Origin of the sequence: Halomonas sp. 3D7M (assembly GCF_014897885.1) — a bacterium.
Classification (GTDB): Bacteria; Pseudomonadota; Gammaproteobacteria; order Pseudomonadales; family Halomonadaceae; genus Vreelandella.
Genome location: NZ_JABUZF010000259.1, coordinates 18,077 through 34,282, shown reverse-complemented (window position 1 = coordinate 34,282; position 16,206 = coordinate 18,077). Strand labels below are relative to the sequence as shown.

The 16,206-nt window shown below is 52.6% G+C and carries 15 protein-coding genes; 8 read left to right on the top strand and 7 right to left on the bottom strand.

Annotated elements, in window-relative coordinates:
* The 7 genes from INT22_RS16845 to tldD all read left to right on the top strand — a co-directional run.
* The coding region (locus INT22_RS16845; protein ID WP_226912840.1) for a rod shape-determining protein at nt 1–957 on the top strand (957 nt) is incomplete at its 5' end.
* Between the two features lie 23 nt (nt 958–980).
* The gene (gene mreC / locus INT22_RS16840; RefSeq protein WP_193061282.1) at nt 981–1,919 is read left to right on the top strand and encodes a rod shape-determining protein MreC; all 939 of its coding nucleotides are present in this window, start codon (nt 981–983) and stop codon (nt 1,917–1,919) included.
* Nucleotides 1,919–2,407 (top strand): rod shape-determining protein MreD, encoded by a 489-nt coding sequence (gene mreD / locus INT22_RS16835; protein ID WP_038485544.1) that lies wholly within the window; start codon nt 1,919–1,921, stop codon nt 2,405–2,407. The genes mreC and mreD overlap by 1 nt, the downstream gene beginning before the upstream one ends.
* A 21-nt stretch (nt 2,408–2,428) precedes the next feature.
* Entirely contained in the window at nt 2,429–3,040 is a 612-nt protein-coding gene (locus tag INT22_RS16830; RefSeq protein WP_193061283.1) for a Maf family protein, read from the top strand.
* A 59-nt stretch (nt 3,041–3,099) separates the two neighbouring features.
* On the top strand, nt 3,100–4,563 hold the full coding sequence (gene rng / locus INT22_RS16825) for a ribonuclease G (protein ID WP_193061284.1): 1,464 nt from the start codon (nt 3,100–3,102) through the stop codon (nt 4,561–4,563).
* Between the two features lie 38 nt (nt 4,564–4,601).
* Nucleotides 4,602–8,474, top strand: coding sequence for a YhdP family phospholipid transporter (locus INT22_RS16820; protein ID WP_193061285.1), 3,873 nt, complete (start codon nt 4,602–4,604; stop codon nt 8,472–8,474).
* On the top strand, nt 8,474–9,928 hold the full coding sequence (tldD, locus tag INT22_RS16815; RefSeq protein WP_193061286.1) for a metalloprotease TldD: 1,455 nt from the start codon (nt 8,474–8,476) through the stop codon (nt 9,926–9,928). Before INT22_RS16820 ends, tldD begins: the two co-directional genes overlap by 1 nt.
* A gap of 108 nt (nt 9,929–10,036) precedes the next feature.
* On the opposite strand, the gene yjgA is transcribed toward tldD, so the two are convergent.
* Complete coding sequence (gene yjgA, locus INT22_RS16810) at nt 10,037–10,558, bottom strand: ribosome biogenesis factor YjgA (protein WP_089037693.1); 522 nt, start codon at nt 10,556–10,558, stop codon at nt 10,037–10,039.
* A gap of 96 nt (nt 10,559–10,654) precedes the next feature.
* Between yjgA and pmbA the strand changes: the two genes are divergently transcribed.
* The gene (gene pmbA / locus INT22_RS16805; protein WP_193061287.1) at nt 10,655–11,995 is read left to right on the top strand and encodes a metalloprotease PmbA; all 1,341 of its coding nucleotides are present in this window, start codon (nt 10,655–10,657) and stop codon (nt 11,993–11,995) included.
* 41 nt (nt 11,996–12,036) lie between these two features.
* On the opposite strand, the gene INT22_RS16800 is transcribed toward pmbA, so the two are convergent.
* From INT22_RS16800 to lptB, 6 genes are all read right to left on the bottom strand, one after another.
* A complete protein-coding gene (locus INT22_RS16800; RefSeq protein WP_193061288.1) occupies nt 12,037–12,306 on the bottom strand; it encodes an HPr family phosphocarrier protein in 270 nt (89 codons plus the stop codon).
* 45 nt (nt 12,307–12,351) lie between these two features.
* On the bottom strand, nt 12,352–13,266 hold the full coding sequence (rapZ, locus tag INT22_RS16795) for an RNase adapter RapZ (RefSeq protein WP_193061289.1): 915 nt from the start codon (nt 13,264–13,266) through the stop codon (nt 12,352–12,354).
* A 65-nt stretch (nt 13,267–13,331) separates the two neighbouring features.
* The gene (locus INT22_RS16790; protein ID WP_193061290.1) at nt 13,332–13,802 is read right to left on the bottom strand and encodes a PTS sugar transporter subunit IIA; all 471 of its coding nucleotides are present in this window, start codon (nt 13,800–13,802) and stop codon (nt 13,332–13,334) included.
* Between the two features lie 4 nt (nt 13,803–13,806).
* The gene (gene hpf / locus INT22_RS16785; RefSeq protein WP_009721972.1) at nt 13,807–14,115 is read right to left on the bottom strand and encodes a ribosome hibernation-promoting factor, HPF/YfiA family; all 309 of its coding nucleotides are present in this window, start codon (nt 14,113–14,115) and stop codon (nt 13,807–13,809) included.
* Nucleotides 14,116–14,213: 98 nt separating this feature from the next.
* Nucleotides 14,214–15,629 (bottom strand): RNA polymerase factor sigma-54, encoded by a 1,416-nt coding sequence (locus tag INT22_RS16780; protein WP_193061291.1) that lies wholly within the window; start codon nt 15,627–15,629, stop codon nt 14,214–14,216.
* A gap of 105 nt (nt 15,630–15,734) precedes the next feature.
* Nucleotides 15,735–16,206 (bottom strand): LPS export ABC transporter ATP-binding protein (lptB, locus tag INT22_RS21310; RefSeq protein ID WP_226912839.1); only part of this gene is annotated, 472 nt, incomplete at its 5' end.

Here is a 16,206-nt window from a genome sequence, read left to right as displayed (position 1 = left end):
GGTCGTGGCATCGTTCTCGATGAACCGTCCGTAGTCGCTATCCGCCAGTCTGGCAACATGCGCAGCGTGGCATCGGTTGGCACCGACGCCAAACGTATGCTCGGTCGCACGCCAGGCAATATTACCGCCATCCGCCCGATGAAAGATGGTGTTATTGCCGACTTCACCGTGACAGAGCAGATGCTTCAGCACTTTATTCGTAAAGTGCATCAAAGCACCTTCTTAACGCCCAGTCCTCGCGTTTTGGTGTGCGTTCCCTGCATGTCAACGCAGGTTGAGCGGCGCGCTATTCGCGAGTCGGCGGAAGGTGCTGGTGCTCGTGAAGTGTTTTTAATCGAAGAGCCGATGGCCGCCGCAATTGGTGCCGGGCTTCCGGTTGAAGAAGCGCAGGGCTCAATGGTGGTTGATATCGGTGGTGGTACTACCGAGATTGCCATTATTTCGCTCAACGGCGTGGTTTATTCAGAATCTATTCGTGTCGGTGGTGACCGCTTTGACGAGGCCATCACTGCGTATGTGCGTCGTCACTACGGCAGCTTGATTGGTGAAGCCACCGCTGAGCGAATCAAAGAAGAGATCGGTTGTGCTTATCCCGGGGGCGAACTGCGTGAAATTGATGTGCGTGGACGTAACCTAGCGGAAGGCATACCGCGTAGTTTCACACTGAACTCCCATGAGATTCTCGAAGCGCTTCAAGAAACCTTGGGATCTATTGTGGCAGCGGTCAAGAGTGCTCTTGAGCAATCACCACCTGAGTTGGCTTCCGATATCGCTGAGCGTGGCTTGGTGCTGACAGGAGGTGGCGCACTGTTGCGTGATCTCGATAAATTAATCGCTGAAGAGACAGGCTTGCCGGTGATTGTGGCTGAAGATCCGCTCACCTGTGTGGCCCGCGGTGGCGGCAAGGCACTGGAAATGATTGATCAGCATACCTTCGAGTTGCTGTCGAGCGACTGATCGTAGCGGTTTATCGCGGGGGATTGCCTATTAAACCGCTATTTTCGCACGCGTCATTGCCAGGGTATCGGCTATTCTTCTGTGTGCTATTGGCAAGCATTTTAATGTTTGCCGACCAGCGATTTACCCGCATGGAAGATGTGCGCGCCCAAATGACGATGATTGTTGCCCCAATTCAGTGGGTCGTTAGCGTGCCTAGCGATCTGCTTAACTGGGGGGCGCTTGCGCTTTCTGACCAGCAAGCGCTCGTCGATGAGAATCGTCGCCTGCGTGAGCAAATTTTGACGCTTTCACATCGTGGTCAGCGGTTGGCGAATCTAACCGCGGAGAATGCCGAATTACGTGATCTTCTGAAGGCAGCTCAGCGTAGAGATATTCCGTACATAACTGCTGAGCTACTGTCGCTAGATAATGATCCTTTTAGTCATCAGATGGTGGTTGACCGGGGGCATCGAAATGGTGCTTATGTCGGTCAGCCGGTGATTGATGCTTTTGGCTTGGTGGGGCAAGTGACTGCTGTGTCGGCGTACTCAAGCCGCGTTCTGTTACTGGCTGATGCGAGCCATGCATTGCCCGTTCAAGTGAATCGTAATGGCCTGCGATTTATTGTGCAGGGAGCTGGTCGTTACGGAAGCGTGAATGTTTTGCATGTGCCGGATACAGCAGACATTCGTGAAGGTGATCTGCTGACCACGTCAGGGTTGGCAGGACGCTTCCCGCCAGGCCATCCCGTTGCTAGGGTCACCGACGTTTACCACGACCCAGGTCAGCCTTTCGCTCAAGTGACCGCAGAGCCCTCTGCTCAGTTGCAGCGTTCACGTCACTTCCTATTGTTGTTCCCGCCGCCCCGTGAAGAGATAGAGGATACTATTTGGGGAGAGGGTATGGATATTTCAGCCGCTGCACTGCACGCTGCCCAGCGTATTGGTTTGCAGCAGGATGCTGCACGAGAGGTGCAGTAATGGCTAAGACGCCGGTCGTATCGCTTATCTTTGTATGGTTTACGCTTGTCCTTGCATTGTGCTTGCAAGTGATGCCTTTAGCTGAAGGGTGGCAAGTCTACCGTCCTGAGTGGATAGGGCTAATGCTGATTTACTGGTGCATGCGAACGCCGGATAGAGTGGGTGTTTTTCATGGCTTTGTTATCGGCATTCTGATGGATTTGATCGAAGGTACCGCGTTAGGTCAGCATGCTCTGATATTGTCGCTGTTGGCCTTCTTATGCGCCCTGGTTTACCCCCGCTTTCGCGCTTACTCTTTAGTACAGCAGTCTGTTCTCGTGCTGGTCTTATTAGGCTTGGTGCAGTTGATTGAGCAGTGGTTACGCACGCTGACGGGGGATTTTTCAATCCATTTGTCTTTTTTGATTCCATCACTGATCAGTGCTGTTCTGTGGCCCTGGTGGTCTACCATGCTTAAAGCGCTCGAACAGCGTTTAGCTAGCGTTTGATAAGCTGCTGGAGTTGCTGTAATGGATAGTTCACGTTCTGCATCGTCGCCTGTGTTATGCCTTGCCTCGGCATCTCCCAGACGTAAGGCGTTGTTAGCATCGATAGGTGTGGCGGTCGAGGTCATGCCAAGTGATGTAGATGAAACGCCGCTCAAGGGTGAATCTGCGCAAGCTTATGTGGAGCGCTTGGCGAGTGCGAAAGCGCAAGCGGCTGTTTCAAGAACAGCCCTTCCTGTGCTGGGTTCAGATACGGCTGTGGTAATTGATGATCAGATATTGGGCAAGCCAATTGATGAGCATGATGCAGCCGTTATGCTTAAGAAGCTGTCTGGGCGTCGTCATAATGTATTAACAGCGGTCGCTGTGGCTGGCCCCAAGGGTGTACTCTCTTGTTGTGTGACAACGGTCGTCAAGATGCGCGTAATCAGTCAGCAGGAAATAGCTGACTATTGGCAAACCGGTGAGCCAGTAGACAAAGCCGGAGGATACGCCATCCAAGGTTTAGCCGCTGTGTTTGTTGAAGAAATTAAGGGTAGCCATTCAGCAGTCGTGGGGCTGCCACTCTATGAAACAACACGCTTGTTGTGCCAGCAAGGGGTGCCAATCTGGTCGGGCTGCTATCAGCAGAGATAACCGCCATTTCGCCGCCTGCCGTGTTGGCAAGGATACTGTGACTCAATAAGGAATTTTGCATGAGCGGTGAAGTCCTCATCAATTTAACGCCAATGGAGACTCGCGTTGCGCTGGTGGAAAATGGTGTCTTACAAGAGGCGCTCATTGAACGCTCACGTAGGCGCGGCATTGTAGGTAATATCTACAAAGGCAAAGTAGTGCGTGTACTGCCTGGTATGCAGGCTGCTTTTGTTGATATTGGCCTTGAGCGCGCGGCGTTTATTCATGCCCATGAGGTAATGCCATCAGGGACGCCTAATGATGAGCAGCAGACTATTGGTCAGTTGCTACATGAAGGTCAGGCGCTTGTCGTTCAGGTGACCAAAGACCCCATTGGCACCAAGGGTGCCAGGCTCACTACCCATCTCTCGATTCCGTCACGTTATCTTGTCTATATGCCTGACTCTCCCCACCATGGCGTGTCTCAGCGCATTGAAGATGAGCGAGAGCGGGAGCGTTTAAAAGCGCTGCTAGATAAGGGAATTGACGAGCAGACCATCGAGGTAGCCGGTGGCTTCATCGTGCGCACTGCGGCAGAAGGGGTTGGTGATGAAGAGCTGGCGGGTGACATGTACTTCCTGCTGCGTATTTGGCGCAAAGTCAGTGAGCGTAAAATAACGGCGGCGTCGCCTAGTGTGATCTACGATGACCTGCCGTTGTTTATGCGTACATTACGGGATGTCATGCGCGATGATATTGAAAAAGTGCGCATCGATTCCCGCGAGAACTTTATCAAACTGGTCGAGTTCGCTGAAGAATTTATGCCAGATGCGGTAGATCGTATCGAGTATTATCCAGGCGAGCGACCCATTTTTGATTTGTATAGCGTTGAAGATGAAATTCAAAAAGCACTAGGTCGCAAGGTTCAGTTGAAGTCTGGTGGCTATCTGGTTATCGATCCGACAGAAGCGATGACCACGATCGATGTTAATACCGGTGGTTATGTCGGTCACCGTAATCTTGAAGAGACGATTTTTAAAACCAACCTGGAAGCGGCGACTGCGATTGCCCGTCAGCTAAGGCTACGCAACCTTGGCGGCATCATCATTATCGACTTTATCGATATGGTGGATGTAGAGCATCAGCGCCAAGTGTTACGCGTGCTTGAGAAAGCGCTTGAGCGTGATCATGCGAAGACGAAGTGCACCGGGGTGACTGAGCTGGGCTTAGTGCAGTTGACCCGTAAACGCACGCGGGAAAGCCTGGAGCAAACCTTGTGCGAAGCTTGCCCAACATGCAGTGGGCGCGGGACGTTGAAAACGCCTGAAACTGTTTGTTACGAGATTTTTCGTGAGATATTGCGCGAAGAGCGTGCCTACAGTGCCGAAACATATATGGTGCTTGCTTCTCAACCGGTGGTTGACAGACTGTTGGACGAAGAGTCTGCGGCGGTTGCCGACCTGGAAACGTTTATTAATAAAACCATTCGATTTCAGGTAGAGCAACACTACTCCCAAGAACAGTACGACATCGTACTAATGTAATGATAGCGTTACGTTTATTCTCTCGATGGTGCCTAGTAATGATCGCCTCGTTACTAGGCGGCCTTGCTGTCTTTCTATTGTTGGCGCGCTTATTAATTAGCCAATCCAGTCTGCTAACACCGAAAATAGAAGCGTTATTAGAGGCCCGTGTGGGGGTGCCCGTTACTATCGAGCACCTATCGCTGTCGTTGGCGCGTAACGATCTTGTGTTGCAATTGGAGGGCGTGCATTCAGCGACGCCTGACGGGCAGCAATTAGTATCCCTTGAAAGTGCACATTTGCGGCTTGATGGTTGGGCGACATTGAGAAGCATTGCACCCGTGTTTAATGATGCGCGCATCACAGGCCTTGAATTTCATCTATATCAGCAGGGAGACGCTGCTTGGGGTTGGCCGGCACCAGCAGAGCTGCCGATTGTTATGTCTCAGGAGCCCACTGTTGATTTAGCGGCATTGGACGCCTGGGCAGGTCTTATTCTTCGCCAGCGATTGTGGGTAGATAATACTCGTCTGGTGCTGCATGGAAGCCAGCAGGCCGTCACCTTGCACGCGCCTACCTTACTGCTCAATGGCGATGAGCGGCGAACGCGCTTGGAAGGTGCCGTCACGATCTTAGAATCTCAAAGTGTGATTTCGCAAGGAGCAGGGTCTCAAGAAGTTGAGGTCCAAGAAGCACAAGCCCAAGAAACGCTGCCGGCCATTGCGATGAACGTGGAGATGCAGCCTGGAGAACAGGGTTTCCGTGATTTTTCAGCGGCGCTCCAATTGGACATGCAGCTGGATCATTTAGTGACACTAGCCGCTGTTTTACGTTCCGATCGCATGCCTTCCCTAGAGCAAATGGGAGGCGAGGTTACGTTGTGGGGTCGCTGGCATGCAGGCCGCTTAGATGAGGTTCGCTTGGCTGTCGATGTTCCACAGTTGACCCTGCGCCACGAGATTCAATACGCCGTACTGCAAAACATTCAGGCCAATGGCCTTTGGCGGCGAGACGGTGAGGGCGGCGAAGCCTGGCTTAGTGGAGATGCTGAAAACGTCGAGTGGGCGCGTCCAGAAGGTGGAAGTGGTGGCCCAGCCTTACCGCGGCATTGGTACTTATCCCACCAGCCTGATCAATGGGAGGTGCGCACCAGCGCATTTGAACTGGCTTCTTTGGCGGCTTGGCGCGACTATATTTTGTTGCCTGAATCGCTTACTCGAGTGTTACAAACACTATCACCCCGTGGCCAGGTCCAAGGTTTGCGTTTAGGTCAGCATGAAGGCCATTGGGGGGTTGATGCGGCGTTAACCAATGTGGCGGTGCTGCCTTGGGAGCAAGCACCAGGAGGTGGCCCGTTAGATGCTTGGGTACAGGCAAGAGACTTTCGCGGCAGAGTAACGTTTAACAGTGCTGGAAGCAGCTCGCTTAATTTTCCTGAATTGTTTGAATCACCCATGCTGTTGAGCCATGCCGAGGGCGTGGTGGAGTGGGTGTATGACGGCCCGAGCACCATGATCAGTGGTAGGGATCTACGCCTAGATTGGGATGGTGCCGAGGTGAGTGGCGGTTTTGGTCTGATTGCGAGTGAACAAGGCGGCCAGTTTGGGCTTGATATTGCGTTTGCAAATGTTGATGCGCTTAATTACCCGCTCTCTCAGTGGCTGCCCGTTAAAGCTCTTGAGCCTGAACTTCGTGAGTGGCTATTAACTGACGTAGGTGGTGTTGTTCCCAATGGCTCGCTCAAGCTTAGCTTTCCCTTTACTGGGGAAGAGGCTGGTTCAGAAAGTCAGTTTGCAGACCAAATTTCCTCCACGTTGGCCCTCTCTGTCACACAGGGGCGATTACCCATCGCGCCTGGGTGGCCCATGCTTGAGGAAATCGAGGGCAGATTGGTTTGGAAGGATCAGGTGTTGGAGGCGGTTATTCAGCATGCTGAAAGCCAAGGCATTGACGTCTCTGATGGGGTGCTAAAGATGGCTGATGAGACGCTTAATTTGTCGGGTAGTGTCAGCAGTGATAGTGATTCACTGCTGGCGTTTCTCCAGGCAATGCCTGAGATTGATCTGCCACTGCTTAACGATGTTCGTGCAGAGGGCCGGGTTGAGGGTGACATCGCTTTATCGTTACCACTGAGCGCGCCGGACTCATTGGCGCTGGAGATTAATGCTCGACCAAATTTCACAACGCTTGCTTTTCAGCCTGTCGACATTCCGCTAGAAGATCTTCAGGGAGAGATGACGTGGCAGCAGCACGGCGAAAAAAACGCTTTGCTCGGGCATGTATCGGGTCTGTGGTCAGGTAATTCCATAGAAGCGGATATCAATGTTCCGGACGACGGTATTGCCTTGGGCGGGAATATTGATGTCGCCACCTTATTTCAACTGGCCAATATTCCCGCTGAGCAAGCTCGCCAGCTGTTTGAGGGGCGTGCTCAGTGGCGTGGGCAGGTCAACCTACAGCCATCACCGTCGATCGTCCTTGAAAGCCGCTTGCTTGGTATTACAAGCAGGTTGCCAGCGCCATTTAGCAAGTCCGCTGAACAGCCATGGCCATGGCGGTTAAGCGCGGACTTCGACAGTGGTCGCTTAACAACACAGTTGGCCGACATCGTTAATGCTCGCGTACAGCTTGATCATGATGAGCTGGCGGGGGTAATAGCTTTGGGCAGTGCTGCCGCACCGAGTGGCTGGCCAACACAGCCAGGTTGGAGCGTTGTCGCCCAGGTTGAAGAGTTGCCTCTTGATGACTGGCAGGAGGCGCTGTCACCGTTGATGCAGGCGTCATCTTCGTCGAATGGCGATAGTGAGGATACGCCAATATCAGTAATGCTTAGTACGCCTTGCGTGCATTTCCGTGATGCGTGTTTTGGTCGCTTAGAAGCGACAGGCAATATTGAAGGAAAGCGCTTGGCTATGCAGTTAAGCGGTGATCTTGTGTCAGGTCGAGTGACTTATCAGCCCGGTAGCGCGCTGCCGCTTGATATCGCTATCTCATCGTTGGAAGTAGATCGGCTATTTGATGTGCCTGCTGCAGCGCATGACAGCAGTGCGCCGACACCAGGCTCTTGGATGGATGCTGTCGAAACTCAGCACGCCACACCAACTGCTATACCCGAATGGCTTAACCAGTTGCCGGATGGCAGGCTCAGACTAGCTGATATTGGCGTTGGGGAAGGGCGTTTCGGACCGTTAACCGCTTATTGGCAAAGCCAGGGGCAACGTTTTACTCTTTCCCCGGTCGGCCTGACACTGGGGCAGCTCTCTGCCCGCGGAGAACTGGTATGGGAAGGCGACGCTAACAATAGTCATACCCGCGCTGATGTTTCGATACAGGGTGGTGATGTAGGCACTGCGTTAGAGCGTCTAGGCCAACCAATCGCCATGCGTAGCCGTTCTACGGATGTCAGCGCAGCGCTGACGTGGCCAGGTGCTCCCTGGCAATTTGAATTAAGTCGGGCGGAAGGCGATATTCGAACCGATGTACGTGATGGGCGCTTTGTGACGCTGGAATCAACACCGGCTCGCTTGGTTGGTCTGCTTAATTTTGACAATATACTGCGCCGCTTGCGTTTCGATTTTTCGGACGTGACGGGACAAGGAACTGCGTTTGATCGGGTGCATGGCACGGCAGATGTCGCCGCGGGCCAATTACTGCTGCGCGGTCCGCTTTCCATTGAAGCGCCATCTACCACGCTAACCCTGACGGGAAGCGTCAATCTTATACAACGTGAACTTGATCAGCGACTAGGCGTCACACTACCTATTAGCCAGAGCTTGCCTATCGCAGCCATAGCCGTAGGTGCTCCGATTGTAGGTGGCGCTCTTTTTGTAGCGGACCAGCTTTTTGGTAGCGCGTTAGATCAAGCAACCACTATTCACTATCGCGTGCGAGGTCCATGGACGTCGCCGCAGATCACTCTAGAAGGCCCTTAATGACCGCACATAAGAGCGATGTAAATACCGCTGTTTCCATTTTGTTGACACCAAGTGGCCTAGATTTGGATGCCCTTGATACTGGGCTGTCTTATGCCCTGGGGGCTGGTATTGATTATGCCGATCTCTACTTCCAGCGTACTTGGCAAGAGGGGTGGGTGCTGGAAGATGGTGAAGTAAAAGAAGCCAGCTATAACATTGATGGCGGCGTTGGTGTGCGCTCCTTGGCAGGTGAAAAGACGGGTTTTGCCTACTCTAATCAAATTACCGCAGATGCGCTAATGGATACTGGCCGTACAGCAGCGGGCATTGTACGAAGTGGTAAGCAGCTATCTGGGCAGCCGGTAGTGGCTGTCAGCGCTGCAGGTCGTTATGCAGGACTTGATCCGTTGGCGGGGCTTACCGCTGACGAAAAAGTGGCAATGTTAAAAGAAGCAGACCGCATCGCGCGTGCAGCTGACCCCTGTATTAGCCAAGTGAGCGCCTCATTGTCAGGCACTTATGAAGTGGTGTTAGTACGTGCCAGTGATGGCACCTTAGCGGCAGATATCCGCCCATTAGTCCGTTTTAATGTAAGTGTTATCGCGGCTAAAAATGGTCGGCGAGAGCGAGGCGGTGCTGGGGGCGGCGGTCGTTACTCCATGTCCAGGCTGCGAGATGAAAACGTAGCGGAACGCTATGCGAAAGAAGCTGTTCGCCAAGCCTTAGTTAACCTAGAGGCAGTCGATGCACCTGCTGGTCAAATGCCGGTTGTTCTCGGCGCTGGCTGGCCAGGTATTTTGCTTCATGAAGCGGTGGGCCACGGGCTTGAAGGCGATTTTAATCGTAAGGGCAGTTCAGCGTTTGCAGGGCAGATGGGGAAACGTGTTGCGGCGAAAGGTGTAACGGTTGTCGACGATGCTACCGTTGCTGACTGCCGTGGTTCGTTAAGCGTGGACGATGAAGGCACGCCAGGGCAATACACGCCGCTGATTGAAGACGGTATTTTAACTGGCTATATGCAAGACAAGCTTAATGCACGGTTAATGAATATGGCGCCAACGGGTAATGCGCGGCGTGAATCTTTTGCCCATTTGCCGATGCCGCGTATGACCAATACTGTCATGCTGGCAGGCCAGGATGAACCCGCCGACATTATCAAAAGCGTTAAGCGCGGTATCTATGCGGTCAGCTTCGGTGGTGGTCAGGTCGACATTACATCAGGTAAGTTCGTATTTTCCGCTAGCGAAGCCTACCTCATTGAAGATGGCAAAATTACTGCGCCTGTTAAAGGAGCTACCTTGATTGGCAACGGTCCTGAGGCAATGGGGCGTGTTTCAATGATTGGCCATGATATGGAAATGGATACAGGAATAGGTGTCTGCGGCAAAGAGGGGCAGGGAGTGCCGGTAGGCGTCGGTCAGCCCACCCTTAAGCTGGATGAGCTGACGGTCGGCGGTACCCAGTCTTCGTGACTTGATTGCCATCACTAGGTCTGTATGAGTTGGTCTTAATGACCTAGTCCTTATGAACCAGTCCTTATGAACCAGTCTTTATGACCCAGTCATTGAGACATACAGGGGTTAGAGTGCCAGCGTATCGCGTAAGTGTTTGAACAGCTTGCGCGAGCTGGTCGGCGGTTTACTTTGCTCACGCTCTTTACGCGCATTGCGTACCAGTTGTCGTATTGCCTGGCGATCAGCGTTAGGGTATTCCGCCATAAATAGATCGACAGCGCTGTCACCTTCTTCGACTAACCGGTCGCGCCATTTTTCTAGCCGGTGAAAGGCATGATCGCGCTGCTCTTTTTCCTGCTCGATAGCGTCGAAGACACCCTGTATGGCAGTAAGGTCCTCTTTGCGGATAAGCTTGCCCACATATTGCATATGGCGACGGCGGCCTTCATGGGAGCGGATGCGCGAGGTTTCTTCTATGGCGCGTAACATGTCGTCAGAGAGCGGAAATTTTGCGCGCTCGGCAGGTTTCATCGCGATAAGCGTTTCGCCAAGCGCCTGAAGGGCATGCATTTCCCGCTTGAGCTGAGATTTACTGGGGCGCTCTTCTTGTTCATCAATATCGAAGGGCTCGGGGCGTTGCTTAGGCATACTAGAACTCACTAATTAGTTTCGTTTGCAGCATTATATCAGGCTGCGACCACAACATTGATCCGCCAATGCGATTCAGGCGAAAAGGAGGCCAAAATGGCACAAGCATTTGATGCAGCGGCCCAGCAGGTACTGTTAACCCAGCGTGCTGAAGAGGCGCTTGCGCTGGCAAAAAAATTAGGCGCAGATGCTGCTGAGGTAGGCGCTAGTGTAGATCAAGGTCTTGGGATAAGCGTGCGTCTTGGTGAAGTTGAAACTGTTGAGCTTTCACGTGATCAAGGGATTGCCATTACGCTATATGTTGGGCAGCGCAAGGGCAGCGCCTCGTCTACCGATGCCAGCAGCGCGTCAATTAAAGCCACGGTAGAGAAAGCCCTGGCAATTGCCCGTTATACGGGGGAGGACCCTGCCGCAGGGTTAGCAGATGCGTCGCTAATGGCAACTGACCTACCTGACCTTAAAGTGCATTATCCCTGGGCGTTGACGACCGATGAAGCAATCGATTTGGCGCTGGCATGTGAGCAAGCGGGGCGTGATGTAGCGGGAATTCATCAGTCGGAAGGCGCTTCGCTATCCAGTGGTGAGGGAGTGCGAGTTTACGCGAACAGCCACGGCTTCCTCGGCACCCAGAAAGGCAGTAGCCATTCACTTTCCTGCATGCTGATTGCACAGGATGAGAAGGGCATGCAGCGCGATTACGATTATACCTCGGCACGTAATCCTGCCATGCTTCGAGATCCTGCGGAGGTTGGCCGCGAAGCGGCATCACGCACGCTACGTCGGTTAGGCGCTCAACGGCCGCCAACAGGCACCTTCCCGGTGCTGTTCGACCCGTCACTTTCCAGTGGCTTGGTAGGTCACTTGATGGGGGCGTTGGCAGGTGGGGCGCTTTATCGCGAATCCTCTTTCTTATGTGATCGTTTAGGTAGCCCGCTATTCCCGAGCTGGTTTGGTTTGGAAGAACGGCCTATGGAGGTGGGGGCGACGGCTAGCTCGCCGTTTGATGCTGAAGGCGTTCAGACTCGCAACAATCGCTTTATTGATCAGGGTAGTGTGGCCAGCTATATGCTGTCTGCTTACAGTGCGCGGCGTTTAGGCATGCAATCGACAGGTAATGCAGGTGGGGCACGCAATTTACGTTTGTTAGCGCCGCTGACGCCCCGAGATGATTTGCTGAAGCAGATGGGGCGTGGCATTTGGGTGACTGAGCTAATGGGGCAGGGGGTTAACGGCGTGACTGGCGACTATTCGCGAGGCGCGGCAGGCTTCTGGGTAGAAAATGGCGAAATACAGCACCCTATCGAAGAATTCACTATTGCCAGTAATTTGAATAGCATGTTTGCTGGCTTGGTCGCCGTCGGTGATGACATCGATACCCGTGGCAGTATTCACACGGGTAGCTGGCTAATTGATGCAATGACCGTCGCTGGTAACTAACAACTGAGCTAACAGCTCAGTTAGCACGTGTTTTGCTGATGTTAGTGGTCTTCGTCAAAACGTGCGTCGAACAGCGCTTCAATCGCCTCTAGTGCTTGTTCGGCGTCGTCGCCTTCCGCATGAACTCTAAGTTCAGTGCCACAAGGGGCGGCCAGCATCAATAACGACATAATGTTGGCCGCATCTGCCATTTGTTGTTGTTTGTAAACGTGAATGTTGGCCGAAAACTGTTGGCCACACTTGACGAGTTTTGTCGCTGCGCGAGCATGAAGGCCGCGCTGATTAGTGAGTGTTAAGGTTCTTTCTGGCACTCTGGTTCCTTTTAGCCGAGTGGGGTCGTGAAGAAAAGGCGTTGCTTATTGCGCGTTTGTTGAAGGCGCGGATGTGGAGGGCTGCTGCTCACTGAGGGTGTACTGCAAGCCTAGCTCACGATGACGGAGTTGAACCTCTCCCGCTTGTTTTACCAGCATTTGCGCCAGTTGTTCCACCATAAAGACAGAGCGGTGCTGCCCACCGGTACAGCCAATCGCAATCGTCATATAACTGCGTTGGCTATTTTGGTAAGCGGGTAGCCACTTTTCCAGCCATGTCTGGATATCATTGCGCATTTCTTCTACGACAGGATATCCCTTCAGAAAGTGGATGATATTGGCATCACGGCCAGTGTATTGGCGCAGTGTAGGATCCCAGTACGGATTTGGTAGGCAGCGCACGTCAAAGACGAGGTCTGCGTCAAGTGGGACGCCCCGTTTATAGCCAAATGACTCTAGTGTCAGGGTTAATCTATCTTCACGCTGTTGGGCAACCTGATCCGTTATCCGGCGGCGCAGGTCATGAACCGACAGACGCGATGTGTCGATCATCAGGTCAGCCAGATCACGGATGTCGAGCAGGGTTTCTTCTTCTTTATTGATGGCCTCTTCAAGCGTCATGTCACTATCACGCGTAAGAGGGTGGCGACGACGCGTGGCTGAGTATCGCTCAAGAAGAATTCGGGCATCGGTGGTTAGATAGATAACCTGGAAGTGAATGCTTTTCTGACGCAAAGATTCAAGCATTTTTGGCAGTTGCTTTAGTGCAGCAGGTAAATTGCGCGCATCGATACTTACCGCTAATTGGGGGCGTGCCCCTTGCTCACGAAGCTCATCCACCAGGGAGCCGAGTAGCATGGCGGGCAAGTTATCGATGGCACAATAGCCAAGATCTTCTAACGCTTGTAAGGCGATAGATTTACCGGACCCTGAACGGCCGCTAATGATCACCAATTGCATAGAGTTTCTCTTGGCATGCCAATAAAAATGGAGGTAAACGTAGGCAGTGTCTAGCGGTGGACTATTTAAGTAACAGGTTGTTCACGAATTTTTGCTGTTATAAGGTCCAATAGCTCACGTTGGCTAGCCGTTCTACGAAGCTGCTGACGTGTGTCAACGCTGTTCATGATAGACGCCACTTGCCCTAATAAGGCTAAGTGCGTGTCGTCCGCCTCTTCGGGTACTAAAAGTACGAAAACAAGGTCGACGGGATCGCCATCAATAGCATCGAAATCTACAGGCTCGGCTAACTTTAAAAAACCAGCGATAGGCGAGCTGCAGTGAGGGCTACGGGCGTGAGGAATGGCAACGCCGTTGCCTATTCCAGTGCTACCCAAACGCTCACGACCAATCAGGCGGCTGAAGACTTCTTGGCTATCTAGGCTTGGCGTGTTTTGCGCAATAAAGGTGCTGAAAAATTCCAGCACCCTTTTTTTGCTGCCCCCGGGGACGTCATACAGCACGCGCTCCGGGGGAAGTATGGTTTCCAACGTCATTGAGTTAACGCACGCCAGCGCCTTGGGCGCGAGCTTGTGCTTTTTCCTTGTGTTTAACGAGTTGACGGTCAATTTTGTCCGCTAGTGCATCAATCGCAGCATACATATCATTGTCTAATGCTTCTGCGTGTAGATCGGCACCTGCAGCATGCAGGGTGCAGGCAGCTTGCTGACGCTCCTTTTCAACAGATAAGGTCACTTGTACGGTGGTGATATTGTCATAATGGCGCTCAACGCGTTCCAGCTTCTCATTTACATAGTCACGCAAGGCGTCAGTCAGATCTACGTGATGACCAGTGATATTTACTTGCATTGACGTGCTCCTTATCCATCGGACTGTTCTTCGATTGTAACCCTTTTTGCGCTATTGCAAAGCCCCTAGACAGACTTTGTCTCGTTAGCACTGTTTTATTAGCGTAAACGGCGGCGCTCGCTTGAAGAGGGAATACCCATTGATTCACGATATTTGGCCACCGTTCGCCTTGCTACATTAATGCCACCCTCTTCCAATAGCGCCACGAGGCGGCTGTCTGAGAGCGGTTTGCCGGGCGGTTCATCTTGCACCAGTTTTTTGATTCGAGCCCGGATGGCGGTGCTGGAGTGACTGTCGCCGCCGTCCTGGCCACTTACTTGGCTGGAAAAGAAGTATTTGAGTTCGAACACACCGCGCGGGGTATGGATATATTTCTGGGTGGTGACCCTGGAAATAGTAGATTCATGCATTTCAACGGCGTCTGCGATATCGGCTAAGATCAGCGGTTTCATGGCTTCTTCACCGTGTTCCAGAAAGCCTATCTGGCGAGCTATGATTTCTCGGCCCACCCGCAGTAGCGTATCATTTCGACTTGAAAGGCTCTTGATGAGCCAGCGCGCTTCCTGGAGATGCTCTTTTAAAAATTGGTTATCTTGGCTCTTGTCAGCCCGTTTGATGAGGCTTGCGTAGTCAGGTTGAATGCGCAAGCGCGGCAGTGCCTCTGGGTTTAGCTCCAGGTGCCATCCTTCGTGGTCATGGCGGACGACTAAATCTGGCGTTACGTAGCTGTCATCTGTGTCGCCAAAGGCGCTCCCGGGGCGAGGGTCCAGGCTGCGGATCAAGCGGATTACGTCATCAAGCTGCTCATCATCTAGACTTAACCGCCGCTTTAGCAAACGCACATCATCTTTACCGAGCGCTTCAAGAAATTGACGCACTAAGCGCTTGGCAGGCATCAGCAGCGGTGTATCTTCGGGTAGTGAGGCGAGCTGCAGCATTAAGCACTCCCGCAGGTCGCGAGCAAATACACCGGTGGGCTCAAACTGTTGAAGGCGCAGCAAGGTTGTTTCAACTTCACGCTGGCTAAGGCCTTCATGCCCTTGGGCTTTAAGTCCTTCGCGAATGTCATTGAGAGGTTGAGTTAGGTAGCCGTTGGCATCCAGTGCATCGATGAGGCTTTCAGCAATGGCATGGTCGCGTGGTGAAAAATCTGTCATGGCGAGTTGCCAAAGTAAGTGGCCATGCAAACTTTGACCAGCGGCTTGACGCTCAAAGTCAGGCCCCTCGCTGCTGGCACCATGGCTACCTAGGTCTTGATAAGTGTCTGACCAGTCACTGTCAGTTGAGAGTTCGTTAGGAATGCTTTCGGACCATTCAACTTCCTGGGGTTCACTAACGGCCTGTTCGCCGAACTCATCTTCCTGCTCAAGCATTGGATTGGCATCAAGTGCTTGCTGAATTTCTTGACGGAGGTCCAGCGTTGATAGCTGTAACAGGGCGATGGCCTGCTGCAGCTGAGGTGTCATGGTCAGCTGTGTACCGATACGCAATTGAAGAGAAGCTTTCATGACCATCTGAGAACCACTCGTTAATCAGAAAGCTCCACCCTAGTGCGAGTTATGGCTTGGTGCAAGTGCAATAACTATGCCACCACTACTATTTTTTTTGCAGGTGGCTGTTTACAGGCGGAAATCAGCCCCCAAATAAACGTCTCTTACCCGCTGGTTGTTGAGAATTTCCTGAGGGGGGCCACTGGCGATGATATGACCGTCACCTACAATGTAGGCAATATCGCAAATATCTAGTGTTTCCCTGACGTTATGATCAGTGATTAGTACGCCGATATGGCGTTTTTTGAGGGCTCGAATGATCGTTTTAATATCACCCACTGAGATCGGGTCAACGCCGGCAAACGGCTCATCAAGCAGAATAAAGGCAGGCTCTGTCGCGAGGGAGCGTGCGATCTCAACACGTCTACGCTCTCCGCCCGAAAGACTCATGCCGAAGTTGTCACGAATGTGCGTGATGTGAAAATCTTCCAGTAGCGACTCAAGGCGCTGCTCCCGGGCGCTACGATCGAGTTCTTTACGAGTTTCCAGGATTGCCATTATGTTGTCGGCGACAGAAAGTTTGCGAAAAATAGAGGCTTCC